The 22,520-nt window shown below is 59.2% G+C and carries 22 protein-coding genes; 17 read left to right on the forward strand and 5 right to left on the reverse strand.

The features are described from left to right. Positions 1 to 88 precede the first annotated feature (88 nt). The 5 genes from ACR0AY_RS06315 (at position 89) to ACR0AY_RS06335 (ending at position 4,360) form a co-directional block, all read left to right on the forward strand. Positions 89 to 445, forward strand: a complete 357-nt coding sequence (locus ACR0AY_RS06315; protein WP_170397453.1) for a hypothetical protein — start codon at positions 89 to 91, stop codon at positions 443 to 445. A gap of 222 nt (positions 446 to 667) precedes the next feature. Further along, positions 668 to 1,903, forward strand: a complete 1,236-nt coding sequence (locus ACR0AY_RS06320; RefSeq protein ID WP_170424353.1) for an acyl-CoA dehydrogenase family protein — start codon at positions 668 to 670, stop codon at positions 1,901 to 1,903. A 15-nt stretch (positions 1,904 to 1,918) separates the two neighbouring features. Next, positions 1,919 to 2,719, forward strand: a complete 801-nt coding sequence (locus tag ACR0AY_RS06325) for a thioesterase family protein (protein WP_170511440.1) — start codon at positions 1,919 to 1,921, stop codon at positions 2,717 to 2,719. A 70-nt stretch (positions 2,720 to 2,789) separates the two neighbouring features. Next, positions 2,790 to 3,437 (forward strand): DUF1007 family protein, encoded by a 648-nt coding sequence (locus ACR0AY_RS06330; RefSeq protein WP_170511583.1) that lies wholly within the window; start codon positions 2,790 to 2,792, stop codon positions 3,435 to 3,437. Beyond that, positions 3,422 to 4,360, forward strand: a complete 939-nt coding sequence (locus ACR0AY_RS06335) for a HoxN/HupN/NixA family nickel/cobalt transporter (protein WP_170511438.1) — start codon at positions 3,422 to 3,424, stop codon at positions 4,358 to 4,360. The genes ACR0AY_RS06330 and ACR0AY_RS06335 overlap by 16 nt, the downstream gene beginning before the upstream one ends. Before the next feature lie 2 nt (positions 4,361 to 4,362). Here ACR0AY_RS06335 and truA read toward each other — a convergent pair whose 3' ends face one another. Next, complete coding sequence (gene truA / locus ACR0AY_RS06340) at positions 4,363 to 5,130, reverse strand: tRNA pseudouridine(38-40) synthase TruA (RefSeq protein ID WP_170511437.1); 768 nt, start codon at positions 5,128 to 5,130, stop codon at positions 4,363 to 4,365. Between the two features lie 107 nt (positions 5,131 to 5,237). On the opposite strand from truA, the gene ACR0AY_RS06345 reads away from it, so the two are divergent. The 11 genes from ACR0AY_RS06345 to ACR0AY_RS06395 all read left to right on the forward strand — a co-directional run bounded on the left by ACR0AY_RS06345 (position 5,238) and on the right by ACR0AY_RS06395 (position 16,935). Further along, positions 5,238 to 6,653, forward strand: coding sequence for a YcjX family GTP-binding protein (locus ACR0AY_RS06345; protein ID WP_170511435.1), 1,416 nt, complete (start codon positions 5,238 to 5,240; stop codon positions 6,651 to 6,653). After that, a complete protein-coding gene (locus ACR0AY_RS06350; RefSeq protein ID WP_170511433.1) occupies positions 6,650 to 7,105 on the forward strand; it encodes a GNAT family N-acetyltransferase in 456 nt (151 codons plus the stop codon). Before ACR0AY_RS06345 ends, ACR0AY_RS06350 begins: the two co-directional genes overlap by 4 nt. Beyond that, entirely contained in the window at positions 7,098 to 8,087 is a 990-nt protein-coding gene (locus tag ACR0AY_RS06355) for a YcjF family protein (protein WP_170511431.1), read from the forward strand. Before ACR0AY_RS06350 ends, ACR0AY_RS06355 begins: the two co-directional genes overlap by 8 nt. Before the next feature lie 54 nt (positions 8,088 to 8,141). Further along, positions 8,142 to 8,852: a VIT1/CCC1 transporter family protein gene (locus ACR0AY_RS06360; RefSeq protein ID WP_170404431.1), complete on the forward strand. Its 711-nt coding sequence runs from the start codon at positions 8,142 to 8,144 to the stop codon at positions 8,850 to 8,852. Positions 8,853 to 8,938: 86 nt separating this feature from the next. Continuing rightward, complete coding sequence (locus ACR0AY_RS06365) at positions 8,939 to 9,139, forward strand: NAD-dependent epimerase/dehydratase family protein (RefSeq protein ID WP_170511429.1); 201 nt, start codon at positions 8,939 to 8,941, stop codon at positions 9,137 to 9,139. After that, positions 9,136 to 9,432, forward strand: a complete 297-nt coding sequence (locus ACR0AY_RS06370; protein WP_480453875.1) for a DoxX-like family protein — start codon at positions 9,136 to 9,138, stop codon at positions 9,430 to 9,432. The genes ACR0AY_RS06365 and ACR0AY_RS06370 overlap by 4 nt, the downstream gene beginning before the upstream one ends. Beyond that, positions 9,432 to 9,911: a DUF2269 domain-containing protein gene (locus ACR0AY_RS06375; protein WP_170511427.1), complete on the forward strand. Its 480-nt coding sequence runs from the start codon at positions 9,432 to 9,434 to the stop codon at positions 9,909 to 9,911. Before ACR0AY_RS06370 ends, ACR0AY_RS06375 begins: the two co-directional genes overlap by 1 nt. Before the next feature lie 101 nt (positions 9,912 to 10,012). Further along, positions 10,013 to 12,721 (forward strand): DUF2339 domain-containing protein, encoded by a 2,709-nt coding sequence (locus ACR0AY_RS06380; protein WP_170511425.1) that lies wholly within the window; start codon positions 10,013 to 10,015, stop codon positions 12,719 to 12,721. A gap of 164 nt (positions 12,722 to 12,885) precedes the next feature. Beyond that, positions 12,886 to 15,795 (forward strand): isoleucine--tRNA ligase, encoded by a 2,910-nt coding sequence (gene ileS, locus ACR0AY_RS06385; protein WP_170511423.1) that lies wholly within the window; start codon positions 12,886 to 12,888, stop codon positions 15,793 to 15,795. 137 nt (positions 15,796 to 15,932) lie between these two features. Beyond that, positions 15,933 to 16,391 carry a methylated-DNA--[protein]-cysteine S-methyltransferase gene (locus ACR0AY_RS06390; protein ID WP_170397424.1) on the forward strand — a complete coding sequence of 153 codons (459 nt, stop codon included), beginning with the start codon at positions 15,933 to 15,935 and terminating at the stop codon, positions 16,389 to 16,391. Positions 16,392 to 16,467: 76 nt separating this feature from the next. Next, on the forward strand, positions 16,468 to 16,935 hold the full coding sequence (locus ACR0AY_RS06395; RefSeq protein WP_170397423.1) for a hypothetical protein: 468 nt from the start codon (positions 16,468 to 16,470) through the stop codon (positions 16,933 to 16,935). Here the strand turns inward: ACR0AY_RS06395 and ACR0AY_RS06400 are convergent. From ACR0AY_RS06400 to fsa, 4 genes are all read right to left on the reverse strand, one after another. After that, positions 16,920 to 17,633, reverse strand: coding sequence for a CDP-alcohol phosphatidyltransferase family protein (locus ACR0AY_RS06400; protein ID WP_170397421.1), 714 nt, complete (start codon positions 17,631 to 17,633; stop codon positions 16,920 to 16,922). The two genes, ACR0AY_RS06395 and ACR0AY_RS06400, sit on opposite strands and share 16 nt — an antisense overlap. A gap of 54 nt (positions 17,634 to 17,687) precedes the next feature. Continuing rightward, on the reverse strand, positions 17,688 to 18,608 hold the full coding sequence (locus tag ACR0AY_RS06405) for a tyrosine recombinase XerC (RefSeq protein WP_170397419.1): 921 nt from the start codon (positions 18,606 to 18,608) through the stop codon (positions 17,688 to 17,690). Beyond that, entirely contained in the window at positions 18,605 to 19,312 is a 708-nt protein-coding gene (locus ACR0AY_RS06410; protein WP_170397417.1) for a DUF484 family protein, read from the reverse strand. Before ACR0AY_RS06410 ends, ACR0AY_RS06405 begins: the two co-directional genes overlap by 4 nt. 197 nt (positions 19,313 to 19,509) lie before the next feature. Continuing rightward, positions 19,510 to 20,163: a fructose-6-phosphate aldolase gene (gene fsa, locus ACR0AY_RS06415; protein WP_170404410.1), complete on the reverse strand. Its 654-nt coding sequence runs from the start codon at positions 20,161 to 20,163 to the stop codon at positions 19,510 to 19,512. An 88-nt stretch (positions 20,164 to 20,251) separates the two neighbouring features. Between fsa and ACR0AY_RS06420 the strand changes: the two genes are divergently transcribed. After that, positions 20,252 to 22,447: a primosomal protein N' gene (locus tag ACR0AY_RS06420; protein ID WP_170511421.1), complete on the forward strand. Its 2,196-nt coding sequence runs from the start codon at positions 20,252 to 20,254 to the stop codon at positions 22,445 to 22,447. Positions 22,448 to 22,520 lie beyond the last annotated feature (73 nt).

Here is a 22,520-nt window from a genome sequence, read left to right on the forward strand (position 1 = left end):
TTTGAAGGTGGCCAAGTGGGGCTTGGCCGCACACGCATAGAGGTATATCTATGGACGTGAAAGTCATTCAAATCGGCGAGGCCCTTTGATGAAAGCCTTTGTTTACACAGCGCTGGTTGCTGCACTTTTTCTGGGGATGGGTGGAATCGCACAGGCTAAACCACTTTCCCGAATCATCGCGGAAATGGGGTTGAGCCCCGCTGACTTTGAGGTGTTGAACGACACCTCAAACGCGTTGCTGTCGACGGGCACTCCATCCGTGGGGCAGGAGAGGGCTTGGCTCAATCAGGACACCGGCTCGAAGGGGACAATCCGCGTGCAAAGTGTTCAGGGCAATTGTGTGATACTTCAGCACTTTGTGCAGCCTGAAGGCGCTGCACAGGCCCGCGATATCAGAACACGCCGCTGCAAGACCGCTGATGGGAACTGGATCCTGACACCTTAAAGGTCGGTGCCTTGGCCAGCACCCGAACTTGCACAGCTGCACCCTTGTGATTTGCTCCAGCTAATTTGACCGCAGGCCCCCTGCTGGGCATCGCATTGATGCTGGACCGGGCTCAATTTGCGTGAATGACGTTCCGTCACTTAGCTGGACACGCTCATGGACACTAAGCCATCCTCGGACCAAAGCCAAAGACCCGCATTGCGCCACAGGGAAGGAATAGACATGACCATGACTTTCGGATTGCGTGAGGAAAACCGCGCCCTGTTACAGCGGGTGAGAGATATGATTCACGACGAGGTCATGCCGCTTGAAGATGAGTATCAGGCAGAAATCAATAAAGGCGATCGTTGGAAATATACCGAGCGACAGGCCGAGATTCTCGAGGGGCTGAAAGCCAAGGCCAAGGCGGCGGGGCTTTGGAACTTCTGGCTGACAGACAGCGACAAAGGTTTTGGCCTCAGTACAGTTGAATACGCCTATTTCGCCGAGGAGATGGGCAAGACGCCCTTGGGGGCCGAAGTTTTCAACTGCTCCGCGCCCGATACAGGGAATATGGAGGTGTTTGAACGCTACGGGTCAGGCGCGATGAAAGAGCAGTGGCTGAAGCCTTTGCTCGACGGGCAGATTCGCTCGGCTTATCTGATGACCGAACCCGATGTGGCCTCATCAGATGCCACCAACATTTCGATGTCCTGCGTGAGGGACGGGGCCGAATATGTTCTGAACGGCGAGAAATGGTGGTCGTCTGGGGCGGGCGATCCGCGTTGCAAGGTCTATATCGTGATGGTCAAAACCGGCGGGGACGATCTGCCAAAGCACCAGCGCCAGTCGATGATCGTGGTCCCAGCAGACGCGCCGGGTATTGAGGTATTGCGCCCGATGGAGGTCTATGGCCACGACGATGCGCCCCATGGACACATGCACATCCGTTTCACAGAAGTTCGGGTCCCAGCCGAAAACATTCTACTGGGTGAAGGGCGCGGGTTCGAGATTGCGCAAGGTCGCTTGGGGCCGGGCCGTATTCACCATTGCATGCGCGCGATTGGTCAGGCCGAGTCTGCGCTGGAACAGATGTGCAAGCGTTCGCTGCAGCGCCAGGCGTTTGGGAAGAAACTGGCGCAGCTGGGGGCAAACTACGACATCATCGCCGAATGTCGGATGGAGATCGAAATGGCCCGTCTGCTGTGCCTCAAGGCCGCCTGGTACATGGATCAGGGCGATGCACGGGCGGCGGCCCCATGGATCAGCCAGATCAAGGTCGTTGCCCCCAAGGTCGCGCTGAAGGTGATCGATGAGGCCGTGCAAATGTTCGGCGCGCAGGGGATCAGTCAGGATACGCCCTTGGCAAATGCCTGGACCCATGTGCGTACCCTGCGTCTGGCGGATGGGCCGGACGCCGTGCACCGCCGTCAGGTCGCACGGGCCGAATTGAAGAAATACACGCAGGAAAAAGTCTGAGGCGACAGAACCACAATGACATTGGATATACTGGGGCAGGCGTATTTCCACCAGAATGCGCAGGGTGTGTTTGTCGGCAATGACCCCGCGCGCGGGCCTTGGTCAGCCGATCATTGCCATGCTGGGCCTGTCAGCGGACTGATTGTGCGGGCGGCAGAAACCGAAGTTGGCCCCGAGAAGATGTTGACCCGGTTGACCGTCGATTTGCTGCGCCCATTGCCTCTGGCTGGGTTGAGAGTCGCGGCTGAGACCACGCGCCATACCAAGACGTTGGCGACCACGCGGGTTACCGTACATGATCTGGACGACACGCTATGTGCTACGGCCACGACCATGCATATGGTGCGCAAAGACCTTGGGGACGTGCCCAATGTCGAGCTGCATGCGCCCAGTGTCGAAGATATGGTCGATGGCCCGTTCCCAATCGGTGAGATGCGCCATGATCTGCCCGGTTTTGCTCATCATTCCCAGATCGGCTATCCCGCTGATGGCAAGCAAGGGGCTGGCCCCAAAACCGTCTGGATGCGCACACCTGCCCTGCTGTATGGAGAGAACCCGTCGCCGATCCAAGCGCTCTGCCCGCTTGCAGATTGCGGCAATGGCATATCGTGGAACGCGCCCACATCTGAGATGGGTTTCATGAATACCGACCTCACGGTGCAAGTCCACCGTGAGCCTGTCTCGGACTGGCTGGCTTCTGACTCGATCTCGCACTGGCAGCCCTCGGGGATTGGGATGTCGCAGTCGGTTCTTTTCGATACACAGGGGCCGGTCGGCACGGCGCTGCAGACATTGATCCTGTTTCCGCCGGGTTAAAGCGGCAGAATTCTGCATGATTGCGCTCAATCGGATTGCCGTACTGCATTGCGAACCCTATCTTCGCCCTATGCGCTGGCTTGCCTTCTCATTAACCTGTCTTTTGCCGATACCGGCTCTGGCTCATCCCCATGTCTTTATCGACACGGGGTTAGAGTTTATGGTCGATGACGCAGGTAACCTGACCCATGTGCGTGTGACCTGGGCCTATGATGAGTTCTATTCACTGCTGGTTCTCGAAGACATGCGACTGGATCAGGATGCGGACGGCGTCCTGACCGAGGCCGAAGAGCAGTTTTTAAGCGGCTTCGACGCGCAGTGGGTCGAAGGTTACAATGGCGATCTGGTCATCCGCATGGGCGAAAATGTGATCCCGCTCTCTGGCCCGCTTGAGCCGCAGGCCACGACCGAGGATGCCCGCATCGTGACCACACATCTGCGCGCGATTGAAGGAGACCCCGTTCCCGCGGATGCGCTGTCGATCAAAGCGTTTGATGAGAGCTTTTATACCGCATACGAAGTGACCCGCCCGGTTCTGGTTTCAGGCCCCACGACCTGTAATATCGAACGCAGCGATCCGGATATCGACAACGAACTGGCCCAGATGCAGGCTTTTTTGCTGACGCTGGATGCCGAGTATGACCTTGAAGAAAACGATATCCCTCTGGTCGGTGAGAAATTCGCAACCGAGATTCGGCTTTCATGTCCAAATACCTGATCGTTCCCGTTGCCATCGCCTGCGGGGTGCTGCTGTGGTTCTGGGGCAGCGGTGGTTTTGACCATCTGGCCGCTTGGGCTGCCGGTGAGCAGCGCGAATTCCAAAACCAGATCGCCCGCGCCCTGCGCGCAGCACGCGCCGAGCAGCCCGAAGCTGTGGCAACGCTACTGACGGTCTGTTTTGCATATGGGTTTTTTCATGCCATCGGACCGGGCCATGGCAAGGTTCTGATCGGAGGATACGGGCTTGGCCGTCGTGTCGCGTTTTGGCGACTTTCTGCAATAAGTGTCCTGTCGAGCCTAGGGCAAGCAGTTACGGCGGTTGTGCTGGTTTATGCAGGGGTATTGGTATTCCAGATGTCACGCGAGTCGCTTGTAGGCACGACCGAACAGGTCATGGCACCGATCAGCTACGGCGCAATTGCCGCTATAGGCCTGTGGCTGGTTTTCCGCGCCATCCGCAGTTTTGCGCGGCGTCACAAAAACCAAGCCTCTCAAACGCACGACCACCATCACCATGCGCATGATCACGACCACCATCATCACGACCACGAGGTTTGCGCTGACTGCGGCCACCGCCACGGCCCGACGGCCGATGAGGTCGCTCAGGTCGGCAGCTTTCGCGAGGCGTTGATCCTGATCGCTGGTATAGCCGCACGCCCCTGTACGGGCGCGTTGTTTGTGCTGATCCTGACATGGCAGATGGGTATCGCAATGGTCGGTATCGCAGGCGCATTCGCCATGGCTTTAGGCACTGCAACCGTCACCACTTTGGTCGGTTGGACATCCTTTGGGTTGCGCGGCGGGTTGCTGGCCTCAGCCTCGGCTACGCGCTTTGCATCGGTACTGGCCCCGGCCATCGAACTGGTTGCGGGTCTTATCATCGCCGTGATTGCAAGCGGGCTGCTACTGCGGGCCTTGTAGACTTAGCCAAACACCGGTTCGGGATATCCTACCCGTGCCAGATACAATCCTTGCGGCGGGCAAACCGGCCCACAGGCCGCACGGTCAACCGCCTCAAGCGCATCGCGAACGTCTTCGGGCGTCCAAGCTCCGGCCCCCACGCGCTCCAACGTGCCAACAAAGCTACGTACCTGATTGTGCAGGAACGATCGGGCGCGAACATGGAAGTGGATTTCGGCCCCCGAGAAGCCCTGAACCTGTTCCACCCGCAACTCATCCAGTGTTTTGACCGGGCTGGCGGCCTGACAGATGGAGGACCGGAAGGTGGTGAAGTCATGCCGCCCGATCAGCATATCCGCCCCGGCTTGCATCGCCGCGACGTCCAGAGAATGATTGATCTGCCAGACCTGCCCCTTGTCGTGGGTTGCAGGTGCGCGACGCATCAGGATGCGGAACAGATATTGGCGCTCAAGCGCCGAAAACCGCGCGTGCCAGTCATCATCCACCCGTGCGGCTTTCACGATGGCAACGGGCTGCGGCTTGAGGTGATAATTCAACGCTTCGGATAGGCGGAATGGGTCCCATTCTTTGACCAGATCGCAATGCGCCACTTGTCCTAGCGCGTGAACCCCCGCGTCGGTACGACCGGCGGCGGCGATGGTGTGTTCTCCGGGTTCGATCCGCGAAAGCGCTAGTTCGATCGCGCCCTGAACCGAAGGTAGCTCCTTTTGCCGCTGCCATCCGGCAAACGGTTCCCCTTGGTATTCGACTTGCAGCGCGTATCTGGGCATGGGGCGCTGGTATCGCGCCTTGGTCGGACGGGCAAGGGGGCGAAAGCTCTGGCAAGTGCCGCAACCGCTACCTATCTTGGGCAAAACGATAATTGCGGGGCGACAGCTTGGTCATCTCATCTTTGGCAGACAGTCTGGTGCGCGGCGTCGAATCCGTGGGTGACCGTGTGTCCGAGACATTCTTCGAGCCGGTCATCCGGCTGGGCGTCACGGGATTGGCGCGGTCGGGCAAGACGGTGTTCATCACATCACTGGTCGCCAACCTGCTGGATCGGGGCCGCATGACCGGTCTTGTGGCGCAGCAAGAGGGGCGTGTCACCGCCAGCTATCTGCAGCCGCAACCCGACGACACCGTGCCCCGTTTCGATTTCGAATCCCATCTGTCCGCGCTGACCGGACCAGCGCCGCACTGGCCGGACAGCACGCGTGCTGTTTCCGAGTTACGCCTGTCCTTCAAAGTCCAGCCCGCAGGTCTGCTTTCGGGATTGCAGGGCCCTCGAACATTGCATCTGGACATTGTGGACTATCCGGGTGAGTGGCTGCTGGATCTGGCCCTACTGGACAAATCCTATGAAGATTGGTCGCGGGACACGCTCGAACACATATCCAATCGCCCACAAGCAGGGGCATTTATGGCAAAGGTTCAGGCGACCGACCCAACCGCGCCACATGATGAGCCGCAGGCGCAGGACCTCGCCCGCAGCTTCACCGATTACCTTAATGCTGCGCGTGATGCCGGTTTCTATGACTGCACTCCCGGTCGGTTTCTTCTGCCGGGCGATCTGGCCGGGTCTCCTGTGCTGACATTCGCGCCGCTCCCGGTGTCGGGGGCGTCAATTCGGCGTTCACTACACCGCGAGATGGAGCGGCGGTACGAGGCGTACAAATCGCGTGTGGTCAAACCTTTCTTTCGCGACCACTTTGCCCGGATCGACCGGCAGATCGTTCTGGTAGATGCGTTGGGGGCAATCCATAAAGGCCCGCAAGCGGTCGAGGATATGCGCCGCGCGATGGCCGATATCCTGTCGGCCTTCCGCCCCGGTCGCAACGCATGGCTCAACAGGCTGCTGCTTGGCAAGCGGGTCGAGCGTATCCTATTTGCGGCCACCAAAGCGGACCATCTGCACCATCTGCAGCACCCGCGCCTGACCGCGATCATTGAGGCCCTGACCCGTGAGGCCCGCGACCGCGCCAGCTTTGCCGGGGCTGAAACTGCGGCCTTATCGTTGGCTTCACTTCGGACAACGACGGAAGAGATGCGCAGCCATAACGGCGTAGAACTGCCATGTGTGCGCGGCACTCTGCTAGATAGCGGTAAGCAGGCGGCCTTTTACCCCGGTGATTTGCCAGAGGACCCTGCCCATCTGCTGGGCCCCGCGCGCAATGGGGCCGAGCGATGGCTGGGCGAGGACTATGGCAATATGGCCTTTGCACCCGCACATTTGACCCTGAATCCCGGTGACGGTCCGCCACATATTCGGCTGGACCGGGCTGCGCAGTTTCTGATCGGAGACCGGCTGTGAACGTGATCCTTCGCCCCGCTCGCAGTACCGATGCCGGAACCACAGGCGCTATTCTGCACGGGTTCGCCCGCGAAAACGACTGGATGCCTGAACTGCATTCTGAGGCCGAGACCATTGCGTTTTGCGGCAGGATGATTGATCTCGGCTGGGTCACGGTGGCCGAAAAGCAAGGGCAGGTGGCCGGATTTCTGGCGTTGAATGGGGACGAAGTGCAGTCGCTCTATCTGGCGGCCTCGGCGCGCGGGCAGGGGATCGGGCAGCAATTGCTGGATCGTGCCAAAACGCAGCGTCCCACGCTCAACTTGTATGCGTTTCAGGCCAATCCTTCCGCATGCCGGTTCTATGAGCGCAACGGCTTTGTTGAGGTCGCACGCGGCGATGGGTCCGAAAATGACGAAAACCTGCCCGACATCAGATATGTCTGGACGCGCGAGGAGTTGGTCGATGGCTAAAGGCCCTGTTTTGATTGATCTGGAAGACGATGCCTCGACAGTTGATGTCTCGGCCGCGCCTCCTGTTCCAGACATCGCGCCTCCGCAGGGGCAGGCGATGCAGGCAGCGGTACGGTTTGCAGCGCGGAAACCTTCGGTTTTAGCGCGTTGGTTCTGGGGGCTGACATTAGCCGTTGTGGGGGCGGTGGTCTCGGTCGCCGCATGGGATTTCGCCATCTCTCTGCTGGAACGCGCACCAATTCTGGGTTGGATCGTCACCGGTCTGATCGCTGCGCTTTTGCTGGTCGTCCTGATCATTGCACTGCGCGAGTTGGCCGCAATCAGCCGTCTGTCTCGCGTCGATGGGCTGCGGCGCGCGGCGGACACAGCTTTATCAGACGAGGACTTGTCGCAAGCCCGCGCTGTAACCACACGGCTGATTGCGTTCTATAAGGGACGCGATGAAACACGCTGGGGTCGCGACCGTTTGACCGAACGCATGGGAGAGCAATTCGATGCGGCAACCCTGCTGAGCTTGGCCGAAGACGAATTGCTGGCCCCGCTGGACGCTGCTGCCAGCCGCGAGGTCGAGGCCGCAGCCCGGCAGGTTGCCACCGTTACCGCTTTGGTTCCGCTCGCGCTGGCCGATGTCGCGACCGCGCTGGCAAGCTCATTGCGAATGATCCGACGTATTGCCGAAATCTATGGCGGTCGCGCAGGTTTCTTGGGCAGTTGGCGACTGACCCGCGCCGTATTCGTGCATTTGGTGGCAACGGGTGCAGTAGCGGTTGGGGATGATCTGCTGGAACCGATATTGGGCGGCTCAGTCCTCAGCAAACTGTCCCGCCGGTTCGGCGAGGGGCTGGTCAACGGCGCGCTCACCGCCCGTGTTGGTGTTGCCGCGATGGAGGTCTGCCGCCCGCTGCCTTTCTCGAAACGCCACCAGCCCTCGACCCGTGGCATGATCAAACGCGCGCTCAGCGGGTTGTTCTCCAGGACTTGATCTGGCGCAAGGCCGTGCCTGAACCTGTCCTGCATAAACAGGACGGAGCCAGCCATGACCGAACACGGCCACAGCCAGCAAGAGATTTTCGAACGGATCAATGCGCCTCCGGGGCGTGGGGTTCTGCGCGATGTGGTTTATGGCGGCATCGATGGCTCAGTCACGACATTCGCGATCGTTGCCGGGGTTGCCGGGGCAGGTTTATCGCCTTTTGTCATCGTGGCACTTGGGCTGGCCAACGTGCTGGCGGATGGTTTCTCGATGGCGGCGGGCAACTACTCGGGAACCAAGGCCGAGCTCGATAACATCCACCGTATTCGAGCCATCGAGGAACGGCATATCAAGTTGTATCCGGATGGCGAGCGAAAGGAGGTGCGCGAAATCCTCGCACAAAAAGGCCTTTCAGGCAGCGTTCTGGATGACGCGACGGCTGAAATCACTTCGAACCACGACAATTGGGTCGACCTGATGATCGAGGGCGAATACGGGCTGGGCAGCGTCGACCCGCATCCCCTCAAAGCCGCGATGGCGACGTTCTTTGCCTTTCTGATCGCGGGGATGATTCCGTTGTTGCCGTTCCTCTTATCCGTTGCAAATGCGTTCACGGTATCAGCCTGGATGACTGCGGGCGTATTCTTTGCCATTGGCGCGATGAAAAGCCGGTGGTCGCTTGCCCCCTGGTGGCGATCAGGCGGAGAAACCCTGCTGATCGGGGGTGCGGCGGCAGCTATCGCCTTCTGGGTCGGCTCGTTGTTTCACCCCTGAATGGTGCTGTTGTCGCGGACGGGGTGATCAGGCTGATCCTCAGAATCTGATCCGCTATGGTGTTGTAAACCAATGCGAGGCAGCTCGTGGCAACGGATCGTCCTGAAAAAACTGTTTTGGTGCTGGGCGCTTATGGCTTCATCGGTGCTGCGGTCGTTCGGTCGCTGCATGCGGATGGCGCCTGTGTGAAGGGGCTTGTGCGCAGCCAGAAGACGGCTGAGAGGGTCCTTCCGGATATTGCGCTGATCTCGGGGGATCTACGTGATTTCAAGTCGGCGGTGGATTGACGGGGCTATCGCGGGCGGTCGAGATACTCTCGCGCAATGGTTGGCCCGTTGGGATTGCCAACGCGAGCGTGGTGTTTTGGTCGATGATCAATATCGCGCTGGGGCTGGCAATCTTGTGGCGTCCGTGGGCCGCGCGCGCTTGCCTCGCGCAGGCTGCAATCGCCGCTTTCTATCTGATCGCCGCCACGTTGACGGTGCCTGAACTGTGGCTCGACCCTTTGGGACCGTTGGTCAAGATAGCACCGGCTTTGATGCTATCACTGATCGCGCGACCCATGTTGGAGAGCCGCTGATGGACCCGGATCTGATCTTGCGTTGGCTTCACGTGATCGGAGCATGCGTTCTATTGGGCACTTGCGCGGGGATCGCCTTTTTCATGCTGATGGCGCACCGCACGGCAGATGCACGGGTGATTGCTCATACGGCGGGAATCGTGGTGCTGGCCGACACAGTTATTACGGCCACCTCAGTCATTTTCCAGCTGATCACCGGCGTGTTGCTGGCCTGGCAACTGGGCTGGTTGCTGTCGGAGGGTCGGATCGCGATATCACTGCTGCTTTACGTACTGACCGGCCTGTTCTGGCTGCCGGTGGTTTGGATTCAGTTGCGTCTGAGGGATTATGCAAGGCAGGCTGATCGGGATGGTACCTCCTTGCCAAGCAGTTACGACAAACTGTTCCGCAGATGGTTCGCTTGCGGTATTCCGGCCTATGCCGCAGTGCTGGCGATCCCTTGGCTGATGCTGGCACGCCCTCACATCCTGCTTTTCTAGGCCGATTACCTGAGCAGCAGGCGGTATCCATGCGGATTTCCAGACTATAAACTAGCCTGTCTGCACGGTACGTTTGGCGCATCGCATCCCGGAGGTTTCGGTTGGAATCCTTGCTTGTCCTCGTTGGTCTGATCGTTCTGGCCATTCCTGTTTCGATCATCGCTTTGCTGATTGGTCAATCGCGGTTGCGTAAGCGCGTCGAACAGCTTGAGCGGCAATTGGCCAGGCAAATACCGGAAAGCGGCGCCGAAACCTCCAAGACATCAAGGCCGGAGCCGACGACGACGCAAACCAAGCATGATCCCTGGGCCGCGGCAAAAACTTCATCTGCCACTGACGAAAATCAATCGGATGTGCCGCAGGCCTCAGAGGCTGACGATCCTCCTGCCACCATCGTTTTTCGTGAGGAAAAGATTGCCGTGCTGGGCGCGTGGATGCGTGAAAACTGGTTCTACGCGGTTTCGGCGTTGTCACTGGCGTTGGCGGGGATTTTTCTGGTTCAGTACGGGGTTGAAAACGGACTGTTGCCACCGACAGCGCGCGTCATCGCGGCGTTGGTCTTTGGCCTTTTGCTGATCGGAGCGGGTGAAGTGATCCGCCGCCGCTTTGGCGACGATGAAAACTCATCTACTGCATACTTGCCGTCTGTATTCTCGGGCGCAGGTCTGGTGACCCTGTTCGGTGGGGTTCTGGCCGCGCGCCAGCTTTATGATCTGATCGGCCCCGAGGCCGCTCTGGCCGGTCTCGTTATCATCGCTCTGTTTGCGTTGGTCTTGGGATGGTTCCACGGGCCGCTGCTCGCCGCCGTAGGTCTAATCGGAGCCTTTGCCGCGCCCTTTATGGTTGGAGGCGCATCGGACGATCCCAGTTGGCTTTATGGTTATTTCTTTATCATCGCCATTTTGGGCTTGGGTATCGATACCGTCAGGCGTTGGGCATGGATTTCTATTCTGACGCTAGTGGGTGCATACGGGGCGGCGTTTTTGCTGGTGCTGTCTTCCCCCTCTACGGAACCGGGGTATCTGACCTGTGTGACAGCACTGGCGCTGATTGCGATGGCGATACCCGTACGCAGTATCTGGCCCGACCACACCGGCCCGATGATTGCCGAGGTCATCCGGCGACGGAAAGGGGATCCATGGCCCGAGTTTCCAACCCGAATTGCCTTTGGTGCGGTTCTCACCAGTTCCATCATCCTGTCGCTGCATTGGTCGGATTCAAGCGGTGAGTTTTGGCTGGGCGTTGCTCTGTTTACCGCTTTGATACTGGCGCTGATCCTTTGGACAAAAGCTGCGCGTGCTTTGCAGGATGTGACGGTGCTGCCTGCGTTGGGTCTGATCTGGTTTGTTCTGCTGCACGGGTTGGACGGTGGCTCCGTGTGGCGCGGCTTTGCCGACACATACGTGGAAACGGCCGAGGCCGATTATCCTTGGGTAGTCACGCTATTGGTTGCCCTCGGGGCCTTGATCAGCGTGCTCGCTGCGTGGCGGTCCTTCCACGCCGGGCGCTACGCTGTGGTCTGGGCCGGTGGTGCAGCCCTATATGCCCCGACGCTGGCGATCGCGCTTGAAGTCGGATGGCAGCCTGCAAACGTGATCGGAGCTTATGCGTGGGCCTTACACGCAATCGCATTAGGCGCGATGATGGTGGTTTTGGCCGAACGGTTTGCGCGGGCCGATGGTGAGAAACGGATGCGGCCTGCACTGGCAACTCTGTCTGCGCTATCGTGCCTTAGCTTTGCTTGCATCATCGTACTCAGCTCTGCCGCTTTGACCGTAGCACTTGTCGCCATGATTGTTGTGGCCGCGGCGCTGGACCGGCGATTTGTTCTGGCTCCGATGAGTTGGTTCATTTGGGCGGGTGTGTTCACGGTGACCGTACGGCTGGTGCTCGACCCGGGGCTCGATTGGGCCGAAACCGCGCCGTTGATCGAAATGACCTTGGTCTATGCGGTGGCGGTTGCCGGGTTCATCATGGGGTGGGCGTTGCTAAGGTCCTTGGACCGCCCGATTGCCTCATTGCTGCTTGAAAGCGCGGCCTGGGCAACGGCGGGAATACTGCTATCGCTCTTGTTGCTGCGCTGGCTGAAAAGCTTCGGAGAAGGCGGCGCGACAGACAGCCATTGGGGGCTGGGGCTGCTGGCGGTGATCTGGCTGCTGCTGGCTTTTGCACAAATACAGCGGTTCGAGCTTGGCGGTAAGCTGAACTACGCGCGTTACGCGCTCGCGGCGTTCTTTGCGGCACACGGCATGATGCGTCTGGTTCAGGCTTTGTCTGAGGCTAACCCGTTGCTCGACCCATTTGCCGATCCCGTGCTCGGCCCGCCGGTGCTGAACACGTTGGCGGTGGCCTATCTGTTGCCTGGGCTGGCCATCGGCTTCTCGGCTTGGCGCGTCGTGACGCAGCCCGTGCTACTGAAGCAGATCAGTTATTGGGTCGCCGGTGCCCTGATCGCTTTTTGGCTGGGGCTTACAATCCGTCATGTCTGGCAGGGGGCGGGTGGCATGTATGAAGGCAACTGCGTCACCCAGCCCGAGCTTTATTCATACACCATCACCTTGTTGGTGGTCGGCGCAGGGTTGTTCTACCAGTCGTTGGCCCGCCGGTCCGATTTGATGCGCAAGGCCGGTTTGGCCGTGATTGGCCTCGCGGTGGCCAAGGTGTTTCTGATCGATATTGCCGGATTGGGCGGGCTGATCCGGGTGTTTTCGCTGTTGGCGCTCGGTCTCGCACTGGCGGGTCTCGCATGGCTCAATCGCTGGGCCAAGCTGCGCCATTCGTCGCAAGACCCGGAACCTCTGGACCATTGAGAGCAGGCGTCCTATAAGCGCGGCCATGTTTGACCGGCTGGCCATCATTATTCGAATTATATCCCCGGCGCTCTGATATCGCGAGACGCCGGGCAAAGGTGCTTGAGTTATCGCACTGACCGCTTCGATCCATACACGACCAGAACATCCTGAGGACGCCCCAAATGTGCGCCGAAACACCTGACTACAAAGACACGCTGAACCTGCCGAAAACCGAATTCCCCATGCGTGCAGGCCTGCCCAAGCGCGAGCCAGCATGGCTCGACCGCTGGGAAAAGATCGGCGTCTATGACCGCCTTCGCGAGAAAGAGGGCCGCAAGCCTTTTACCCTGCATGACGGCCCTCCTTACGCGAACGGCCACCTGCATATCGGCCACGCACTGAACAAGACCATCAAGGACATGATCGTTCGGTCCCATCAGATGATGGGCTACGATTCACGCTATGTACCTGGCTGGGACTGCCACGGTCTGCCCATCGAATGGAAGATCGAGGAACAGTATCGCAAGAAGGGCAAGAACAAGGACGAGGTGAACATCGTCGACTTCCGTCAGGAATGCCGCAAGTTCGCCGAAGGCTGGATCGACATCCAACGTGAAGAGTTCAAGCGTCTGGGCATCACCGGCAATTGGCCCGATCCCTACATCACGATGGACTATCACGCCGAGGCCGTGATCGCGGATGAGTTCATGAAGTTCCTGATGAATGGGACGCTTTATCAAGGCTCGAAACCCGTGATGTGGTCGCCCATCGAGAAGACGGCTCTGGCCGAGGCCGAAGTCGAGTATCACGACAAGGAAAGCTTCACCATCTGGGTGAAGTTCAAGGTTGTGAACACCGGCGATGTGACGCTGGACAACGCTTATGTGGTGATCTGGACGACGACCCCATGGACGATGCCCTCGAATAAGGCCGTGGTCTATGGCGAGGATATCTCCTACGGTCTCTACGAAGTCATCGGCCGCCCCGAGGAGTGCTGGGCGCGGATCGGTGAACGCTATCTACTGGCCGATGACCGCGCGGCGGATGTGTTTGCCCGCGCGCGTCTGGACGATACGATGTACCGCCGCCTGTGTGATGTCACGCAGGAGGATCTTGCCAAGATCCAACTGGCACACCCGCTGGCCGGGGCCGAAGATGGCAATGGCGAATGGGACGACATCCGCGATTTCCGCGCCGCTGAGTTTGTGACCGACACCGAAGGCACCGGCTTTGTCCACTGCGCGCCGTCGCACGGGATGGAGGAATTCGAGCTTTACCGTGATCTGGGGATGTTGGAACAGGTCATCACTTACAACGTGATGGATGATGGCAGCTTCCGCGCCGATCTACCGTTCTTTGGCGGTAAATACATCCTGTCCCGCAAGGGCGGTGAAGGCGATGCGAACAAGGCCGTCATCGACAAGTTGGCCGAGGTTGGCGGGCTGCTGGCGCGTGGCAAAATCAAGCACAGCTATCCGCATTCGTGGCGCTCGAAGGCGCCGATCATCTACCGCAACACGCCGCAGTGGTTTGCCTCGGTTGACCGCAAGCTGGAGGACGGCATGGGCGAGATGGGCGACTCCATCCGTGAACGTGCCCTGCGCTCGATTGATGAACTGGTGAAATGGACGCCGCAGACCGGCCGCAACCGTCTGTATTCCATGATCGAAGCACGCCCGGACTGGGTTCTGTCGCGCCAACGCGCCTGGGGCGTGCCGCTGACCTGCTTCACCAAGAAGGGGGCATTGCCGACCGATGCGGACTACCTGCTGCGCAACGACGAACTTAATGCGCGTATCAAGGCGGCGTTTGAGAAGGATGGCGCAGACGTCTGGTACACGGACGGGTTCAAGGAGAAGATCCTCGACGGTATCGCGAACCCCGACGACTACGATCAGGTGTTCGACGTGCTGGATGTGTGGTTCGACTCTGGCTCGACCCACGCCTTTGTGCTGCGTGATCGTGAGGACGGGACCGCGGACGGTATCGCTGACGTCTATATGGAAGGCACCGACCAGCACCGCGGGTGGTTCCATTCGTCGATGCTGCAGGCTTGCGGCACCAAGGGGCGTGCACCATACCGCAACGTAGTGACCCACGGATTTACGCTGGATTCCAAGGGCAACAAGATGTCCAAATCGCTGGGCAACACCATCGTGCCGGAAGAGGTCGTTAAACAATACGGCGCCGATATCCTGCGCTTGTGGGTGGCTCAGACCGACTACACCGCCGACCAGCGGATCGGACCGGAGATCCTGAAAGGGACAGCCGACAGCTATCGCCGCCTGCGCAATACCATGCGGTTCATGCTGGGCTCGCTGGCGGACTTCACCGAAGCGGATCGGGTTGCGCCTGAAGATATGCCGCGCCTGGAGCGCTGGGTGTTAAGCCGACTGGCCGATCTGGATGAGCAGGTGCGCAAAGGTTATGCAGCATTTGACTTCCAGGGTGTATTCAGCGCCGTATTCACATTCGCCACGGTTGATCTGTCATCGTTCTATTTCGATGTCCGTAAAGACGCGCTTTATTGCGACGGTGACAGCCTACGCCGCCGTGCCGCGCGGACTGTGCTGGATATCCTATTCCACCGTCTGACCACATGGCTGGCCCCAGTTCTGGTCTTCACTATGGAAGAGGTCTGGCTGGAACGGTTCCCGGCCGATGATAGTTCGGTCCATTTAATGGATTTCCCTGAAACGCCCGCTGATTGGCGCCATGAAGAACTGGAAGCCAGCATGGCCAAAGTCCGCCGCGTGCGCCGCGCCGTGACCGCAGCGCTGGAAATTCAGCGGCAGGACAAGGTGATCGGATCCAGCCTTGAGGCCGCACCGATCGTGCATGTCGAAGATCAGGAAACCCGCGATCTGCTTGCGACCTTCGACGTGGATGACATGTGCATCACTTCTGGTCTGGCCGTCACAGGCGATCCGGCCCCGGCTGAGGCGTTCCGTGTGCCAGAAATCGAGGGCGTAGCTGTAGTGTTCGAAAAAGCCCAAGGTGACAAATGCCAGCGCTGCTGGAAAATCCTTCCTGATGTTGGGCTGCACGCCCATCCGGGCGTATGCGGGCGCTGTAACGAGGCGCTGAGCTGACATTCGAACGGAGCGCGAGAGAGAGATCGATGATGCGAGGCTCTGCCTCGCGCTACGAGGTATTTTTGGCCAGATGAAGAGGCGGATAGTCAGGATTCGGGTTGCAGGTGTGGTGAAACATCTGCAACCGTTCTCTTATGCCGATGATCGCCGTAGAAACTCAGTTTGGTTGCCTTGGTGTCGAAGAGACCAGCGGCGCCATCACGCGTCTTGTCTGGAATGGCCGTGACGAAGGTCTAGCCACCCCGGTTCTGCGAGAAGCGGCGGCGCAGTTGCGTGCCTATGACGAAGGGCGTTTGCAGCAGTTCGAACTGCCCTACCGGATCAAGGGATCGGAATTTCAGCGTCAGGTGTGCGATGCCATGTATGCTATCCCATTTGGTGATACGCGCACCTATGGCGAGTTGGCTAACGACCTTGGCTACTCGGCGCAGGCGGTTGGGCGCGGATGCGGGGGAAATCCCATCCCCATCATTATTCCCTGTCACCGGGTTCTGGGTGCAGATGGGAAGATGGTTGGTTTTTCAGGCCACGGCGGTGTTGAGACCAAAGTGGCTCTGCTGCGTCACGAAGGTGCTGCCAGCCTGTTGATCTGATCGGTACTTATCTGTTGCAATCGGAGCGGCACGGCCCCAACCTATATCGAATAGTGAATTTGAAGGACCGAATTGAATGACCGGCCAGACAGACCCCGCCGCACGCAAGAAAGCCATCATCGATCATCTGATGTCTTTGGAAGAACAGGAACTGGCAACCGCACAGGCACATTATGATGCCTTCCTTAAGGACTCGCAGTTGGATGACCGAGAAGGGCATGACAAGGACGACATCGCTGCCTCGCGCGAGAATGCAGATCTGGCGGCCGCCTTTGATGCGCCTGTTCATGCGCATCACGCCAAGATTGACGTGATCGAGAACACCGATTTTGGCCTCACGGATACGGTGCAGCCCGGCGCCGTAATCAAGTTCAACAATCGCCGCTTCGTCGTATGTGTCTCAACGACTCGGTTTGAGGTGGACGGCAAAACCTACATGGGCATTTCGACCCAAAGCCCGATCTATCTGGCTATGGTTGGCCTGCAAGAGGGTGACGTGTTCACCCATAACGGGACTGAGTTCGAGGTTCAGGAAGTCTTGTAATCCCGGGCCTTGCGCGGCGGAATGATCTGCTGCGCAATACCGGCCGAGACCAAATACAAGCTGGTGATCACCAGCCCCCAATGGGCCCAGCTTTCGGGGTGAAAGTCGACCCAGGCGGCCCAGCCTGCAAAGAATGTCCACGCAAAAGCCATAGGCAATGACAGGGTGCGCCAACGCTCGGTCCGGACTGGGTGAATGAATTTCAGCGGCAGGAACATTGCGACAGACAGCAAGGTGACCAGCAGCAGGATGACCCAGAAGTTGGGCTCCAGGGCGAAGATCACAATGACGAACATGTTCCAGCAGCCTGGAAAGCCAGAGAAGGAATTATCCTTTGTTTTCATGCGGGTATCCGCAAAGTACATCGCGCTTGCAAAGGTGATGACGATGATTGCAAACCAGCCGGTCCAACCGTCCATCAGACCCGATTTGAACAGGGCAAAGGCAGGGATGAAAACATAGGTCAGATAGTCGATGATCAGGTCCAGCAAGACTCCGTCAAACTCGGGTGCGTTCTTCTTAACGTGATAGTGCCGCGCCAGCGGGCCATCGATGCCATCGACGATGAACGAGACAACGAGCCAGAGATACATCAGGCTCCATTTCTCTTCGACTGCTGCCAACATGGCGAGCATTGCGAAAACGGCACCTGTGGCGGTGAAGAGATGAACGGAAAGCGCTTTGAATCTGAGTGTCATGGTGGTGTCATGACGGAAGCAAGGCGCAGATGCAAAGCAAAAAGGGTCTTTGCTTCAGGCTTTTGGGTGCGTGCGGTTATAGACTTCCATCAACCGGGCCGTATCGACTGCGGTATAGGTCTGCGTGGTTGAAAGCGAGGCGTGACCCAAAAGCTCTTGGATCGCGCGCAGGTCGCCGCCCGCAGACAGCAGATGGGTGGCAAAGCTGTGGCGCATCGCGTGCGGGGTGGCTGTTGCGGGAAGGCCAAGTTGCATCCGTGCCTTGGCGACCACAGCCTGAATGATTCCGGGGTTGAGCGGGCCGCCCCTGACACCTCGGAACAACGCCTTATCAGGGGATTGCGGATGTGGGCAGAGGTGAAGATAGCGATCCACCGAAGCCCGAGCGGCAGGCAAGACCGGTACGATTCTTTCCTTATCGCCCTTACCCGATATGCGCAGCGTTTCTGGCAGAGGAGCGTCCACACCGGTCAAAGACAACGCCTCGGAAATCCGCAACCCGCACCCGTAGAGGAGCGTCACAACTGCAACATCCCGTGCAGCGACCCAGTCCGATGAGGATTGTAGCTCGACCGTGTCGATCATTGCGCGCGCGGCATCTTCGGCCAGAGGTCGGGGCAGTTTCTTGGTAAATTTGGGCGCTCGGGTGGACAGCACCGCAGTAGGTTCGAACCCTTCGCGTTCGGCCAACCAGCGATAGAAGGTTTTGACGGCAGAAAGCTTGCGCGCCAGAGATCGCGCGCCGACATCAGAATTTCGCTGCTCTGCCATCCAGGCCCGCATGTCAGAAACGCTGATGCGTTCCAGCGCGGCCAGCCCTTGGCGCTCGCTGTGATGCAAGGTCATGAAGGACAGGAATTCTGTCACGTCGCCGCGATAGGCGTTGAGCGTATTTTCAGACCGCCCCGCCAGCGCCCCCAGACTGTCCAGCCAATGCTGCAGAGCATCGCGGCAGGCTGGGGAAATCAGGCTCACGACAGCCAGTGGCGCATAGAGCGTTCGAACACGCCGGCAAAGAAGGCAAGAAGATCAGTGCCAAGCTGAGGTGAGAAATGCCTCGGATCGCGCGCGCCCATGACAATCATGCCGGGTAGGCGGCCAGTGCCAAGATCGAGTTTCAGGCAGGCCTCGGATCGTAGCTGATCGGCTTGTTTACCGTAAACTTGCGGATTGGGATGGCGGATTTCGCGCAAGGTAACCTCGCGCGGCTGACCGTTGCGGTCAGCGGTCAGATAGCTATCGATAAAGCCGGGCTCAGCCACAGTCAGCACGCCGCCGAGCTGGTTCACCACCGGATCATCACGTACGACGGTTGTTTCGAGGACCAGAGTGATGTGATCGACTCGCAGGATTTCGGCCACGTCATTGCCTAGCGCGCGCAGGAAATCCTCGAACACGGTGGGCTCCAACAGGCGAAGAATGGCGCGATGCACCTGATTTGTGCCCGCCAAGTTCTCATACGCCGCCGCGATGACTGAGCGATGAGTGTCCTCAAGGCGGTCAAGACGCGCCTCAAGCCGCTGCATGGCGATACCGCGCAGGTCGATAACGTTGTCACCACGCGCCTGCTCATTTGCAGCCACCAAGGCCTGCATCAGGTCTTTGTCATCCAGCACGGCGTCAGGCTCAGCCAGAATTGCGGCGCGGAGATTGTCCTTGAGTTTAGGATCGCTGCTCATGTCCCGTCCGGTCGTTTTTTTTGTTTGGCGGGCTTATAACATGGGTTGCTGGATTTGCCTTGGGAAAAATGCACGCGAAAGGCGAATTTCATCGCTGCTGTGGCGGGCGCTCCCGCCTGCCCGGCGCTGATCAAAGATCAGCTTTTGCCGTTGGGCCGGGCGCGGTGCCTGATGGTACCGCGCGGCAATGCTTGGGATCAGAGGATTTTCTGACCTGTCTTGGCCCAGTCGGCAAGGAAAGTTTCAAGGCCTTTGTCGGTCAGCGGGTGGTCGGCCAGTTTTTTGATCACGCCCGGAGGTGCGGTAATCACGTCAGCCCCGATGCGGGCACTGTCGGTCACGTGGTTTACGGTGCGGATCGAGGCGGCGAGGATTTCGGTCTCGAACCCGTAATTGTCATAAACTTGGCGAATATCTGCGATCAGGTCCATGCCATCGAGGTTGATATCATCCAGACGTCCGATGAAGGGCGAGATGAAGGTCGCGCCCGCCTTGGCGGCCAGAATGGCCTGATTGGTCGAGAAGCACAGGGTCACGTTGACCATCTGGCCTTCGTCGGTCAGTGTTTTACAGGTTTTCAAACCAGCCCATGTCAGCGGTACTTTGACTGCGATGTTGGGCGCGATCTTGGCCAGCTTACGGCCTTCGGCGATCATGTCTTCGGCCTCGGTGGCGACAACTTCGGCCGAGACGGGGCCGTCGACCAGATCACAGATCTCTTTGGTGACTTCCAGAATGTCGCGGCCCGATTTCAGGATCAGCGAGGGATTGGTGGTTACGCCGTCCACCATGCCCAGATCGTTCAGTTCGGCGATGGCATCGATCTCGGCGGTGTCTACGAAGAATTTCATGAGGGCAGTCCTTTGATGGGTTGGCCTTGGTCGCGGATGGCTTTACCTCAAAGAGACCCATGCTGGAACCCCCTGCGAAGGATATACCGTGAGCGCTAACGGATTTTTCGACGAAGGAGAGCTGGTTGCGGTGCTGACCACGCAGCCGCTGGACCGGACGTTGGATTACAAAGCGCCCGAGGGCGGGTGCTTTCTTGGGGCGTTTGTCGAGGTGCCTTTGGGCCCGCGCAAAGTCTTGGGTGTGGTTTGGGGGCCGGGGCAGGGTGGTTTTGATCTGGCCAAGGCGCGATCGGTGAACCGGGTGCTTGAGGTCGCGCCGATGCGTGAAGAAATGCGGGTGTTTCTGGGGAAAGTGGCTGACTACACCCTGACGCCGATGCCTGCGATGCTGCGGCTAGCAACGCGCGCGCCGGGGTTGGGCGATCCGCCCTCAATGCGCAAGGTTTATCGTTTGGGCGGTGGTCAACCGGACCGAATGACCGACGCACGAATGCGGGTACTTGAAGTTTTGCGAGACTATGGCGGCTTGGCCTTTACGCTGAAGGAACTGGCCGAGCAAGCGGGGGTCACATCTTCGGTCATCAAGGGGTTGGTCAAACAGAACGCTGTGCGTGAAGAGGACAGCCCGCGTGATCTTCCCTATCCTCATCTTGATCCAGAATTGCCGGGAAAGGACCTGACCGAAGATCAGGCGGAGGCCGTGATGCGGCTTCAGACCGGGCAACGGACGGGAGATTATGGAACGACTCTTCTGAAAGGGGTGACGGGCTCGGGCAAGACCGAGGTTTATCTTGAGGCGGTCGCCGAGGCCCTGCGCGTGGGGCGGCAAGCACTGGTCTTGCTGCCCGAGATCGCGCTGACGGCTGAATTTCTGACCCGTGTCGAGGCGCGATTTGGTGCGCGTCCGGCTGAGTGGCATTCGGGCGCGACCATGACCGAACGTCGCCGGGTTTGGCGGATGGTCGGTCAGGGTGATGCGCAACTGGTCGTTGGGGCCCGGTCAGCACTGTTTCTTCCATTTCGCGATCTTGGTCTCGTAGTTGTCGATGAAGAACACGACACCTCGTACAAACAAGAAGATGGGGTGCATTATAGTGCGCGGGATATGGCCGTTCTGCGTTCGGCCATCTGCGGAGCGCGGGTGATTCTGGCCAGCGCGACGCCTTCACTGGAAAGCTGGGCCAATGCCGAGGCGGGTAAATACGAACGGCTGGACCTGACCTCGCGTTTTGGTGCAGCAGTCCTGCCCGAAATGAAGCCGATCGACATGCGCGCCGAGCAGATGCAGGCCGGGACTTGGATTTCCCCCTCGCTGCGGCAGTCGGTGCAACAGCGTATCGAACGCGAAGAGCAGTCACTGCTGTTCATCAACCGCCGTGGCTATGCGCCCGTGACACTATGCCGGGCGTGCGGGGAGCAGATTGCCTGCGATCATTGCGACGCGCGAATGGTTGAACATCGGTTCCTCAAGCGTCTGATGTGCCATCAATGTGGTGAGACCAAGCCAATGCCAGAGGCCTGCCCATCCTGCGGGGTCGAGGGTAAACTGGCACCGGTCGGACCCGGGATTGAACGGCTGGCAGAAGAAGCCGAGGCGGCGTTCCCTGAAGCCAAAATCGCTATGCTCAGCTCTGATCTGTTTGGTTCGGCTCGTGCCCTGAAGGCCAAGATCGAAGAGATTGCCGAAGGCGATGCGGATATCGTTATCGGGACGCAACTCGTGGCCAAAGGACATAATTTTCCAAAGCTGACACTGGTTGGGGTGATCGATGCGGACCTTAGCCTGCATGGTGCTGACCTGCGCGCGGCGGAACGAACTTTTCAATTGATGCGGCAGGTGGCGGGCCGGGCAGGTCGTGCGGAAAAACCGGGGCAGGCGTTGTTGCAGACATTCCAGCCGGAACATCCGGTGATCCGGGCGATTCTATCGGGCGATGAAGAAGGGTTCTGGAAGGCTGAAGCCGCCGGGCGTCAGGCCGCCGGGGTGCCGCCTTATGGTCGAATGGCCGGGATTGTCCTGTCTGGCCCCGAGGTCGGGCCGGTCTTCGACATCGGCAACGCCATGGCGCGCAACGATGCGCCGTTGCGCGATGTTGGTGCTCAGGTATTTGGCCCTGCTCCAGCCCCGATCGCGCGCATACGCGGGCGTCACCGCGTCCGGCTGTTAGTCAGAGCCCCGAAAGGTGCGCCTATTCAGGACGCCATCGCCCGCTGGATCGCCCCGTTGAAGTTGAAAGGCGATATCCGCCTGACCGTGGATATCGATCCGCAAAGCTTCTACTGACCCCTGCATCAGTGCAGAGCCGCTGTGCGCCGGCCGCTTTCCCCTCGCCAAAAAGTACAAATGGGCGTAGAGC

This window comes from Ruegeria sp. A5, assembly GCF_056543005.1.

Excerpts from the sequence above, each read along its gene's own strand:
- ACR0AY_RS06335 (WP_170511438.1), top strand. The coding sequence starts at position 3,422 with ATGTCCAAATACCTGATCGTTCCCGTTGCCATCGCCTGCGGGGTGCTG.
- ACR0AY_RS06315 (WP_170397453.1), top strand. The coding sequence starts at position 89 with ATGAAAGCCTTTGTTTACACAGCGCTGGTTGCTGCACTTTTTCTGGGG.
- ACR0AY_RS06390 (WP_170397424.1), top strand. The coding sequence starts at position 15,933 with ATGCCGATGATCGCCGTAGAAACTCAGTTTGGTTGCCTTGGTGTCGAA.
- ACR0AY_RS06360 (WP_170404431.1), top strand. The coding sequence starts at position 8,142 with ATGACCGAACACGGCCACAGCCAGCAAGAGATTTTCGAACGGATCAAT.
- ACR0AY_RS06410 (WP_170397417.1), bottom strand. The coding sequence starts at position 19,312 with ATGAGCAGCGATCCTAAACTCAAGGACAATCTCCGCGCCGCAATTCTG.
- ileS (WP_170511423.1), top strand. The coding sequence starts at position 12,886 with ATGTGCGCCGAAACACCTGACTACAAAGACACGCTGAACCTGCCGAAA.
- ACR0AY_RS06395 (WP_170397423.1), top strand. The coding sequence starts at position 16,468 with ATGACCGGCCAGACAGACCCCGCCGCACGCAAGAAAGCCATCATCGAT.
- ACR0AY_RS06375 (WP_170511427.1), top strand. The coding sequence starts at position 9,432 with ATGGACCCGGATCTGATCTTGCGTTGGCTTCACGTGATCGGAGCATGC.
- truA (WP_170511437.1), bottom strand. The coding sequence starts at position 5,130 with ATGCCCAGATACGCGCTGCAAGTCGAATACCAAGGGGAACCGTTTGCC.
- ACR0AY_RS06330 (WP_170511583.1), top strand. The coding sequence starts at position 2,790 with ATGCGCTGGCTTGCCTTCTCATTAACCTGTCTTTTGCCGATACCGGCT.
- ACR0AY_RS06400 (WP_170397421.1), bottom strand. The coding sequence starts at position 17,633 with ATGACACTCAGATTCAAAGCGCTTTCCGTTCATCTCTTCACCGCCACA.
- ACR0AY_RS06320 (WP_170424353.1), top strand. The coding sequence starts at position 668 with ATGACCATGACTTTCGGATTGCGTGAGGAAAACCGCGCCCTGTTACAG.
- ACR0AY_RS06355 (WP_170511431.1), top strand. The coding sequence starts at position 7,098 with ATGGCTAAAGGCCCTGTTTTGATTGATCTGGAAGACGATGCCTCGACA.
- ACR0AY_RS06325 (WP_170511440.1), top strand. The coding sequence starts at position 1,919 with ATGACATTGGATATACTGGGGCAGGCGTATTTCCACCAGAATGCGCAG.
- fsa (WP_170404410.1), bottom strand. The coding sequence starts at position 20,163 with ATGAAATTCTTCGTAGACACCGCCGAGATCGATGCCATCGCCGAACTG.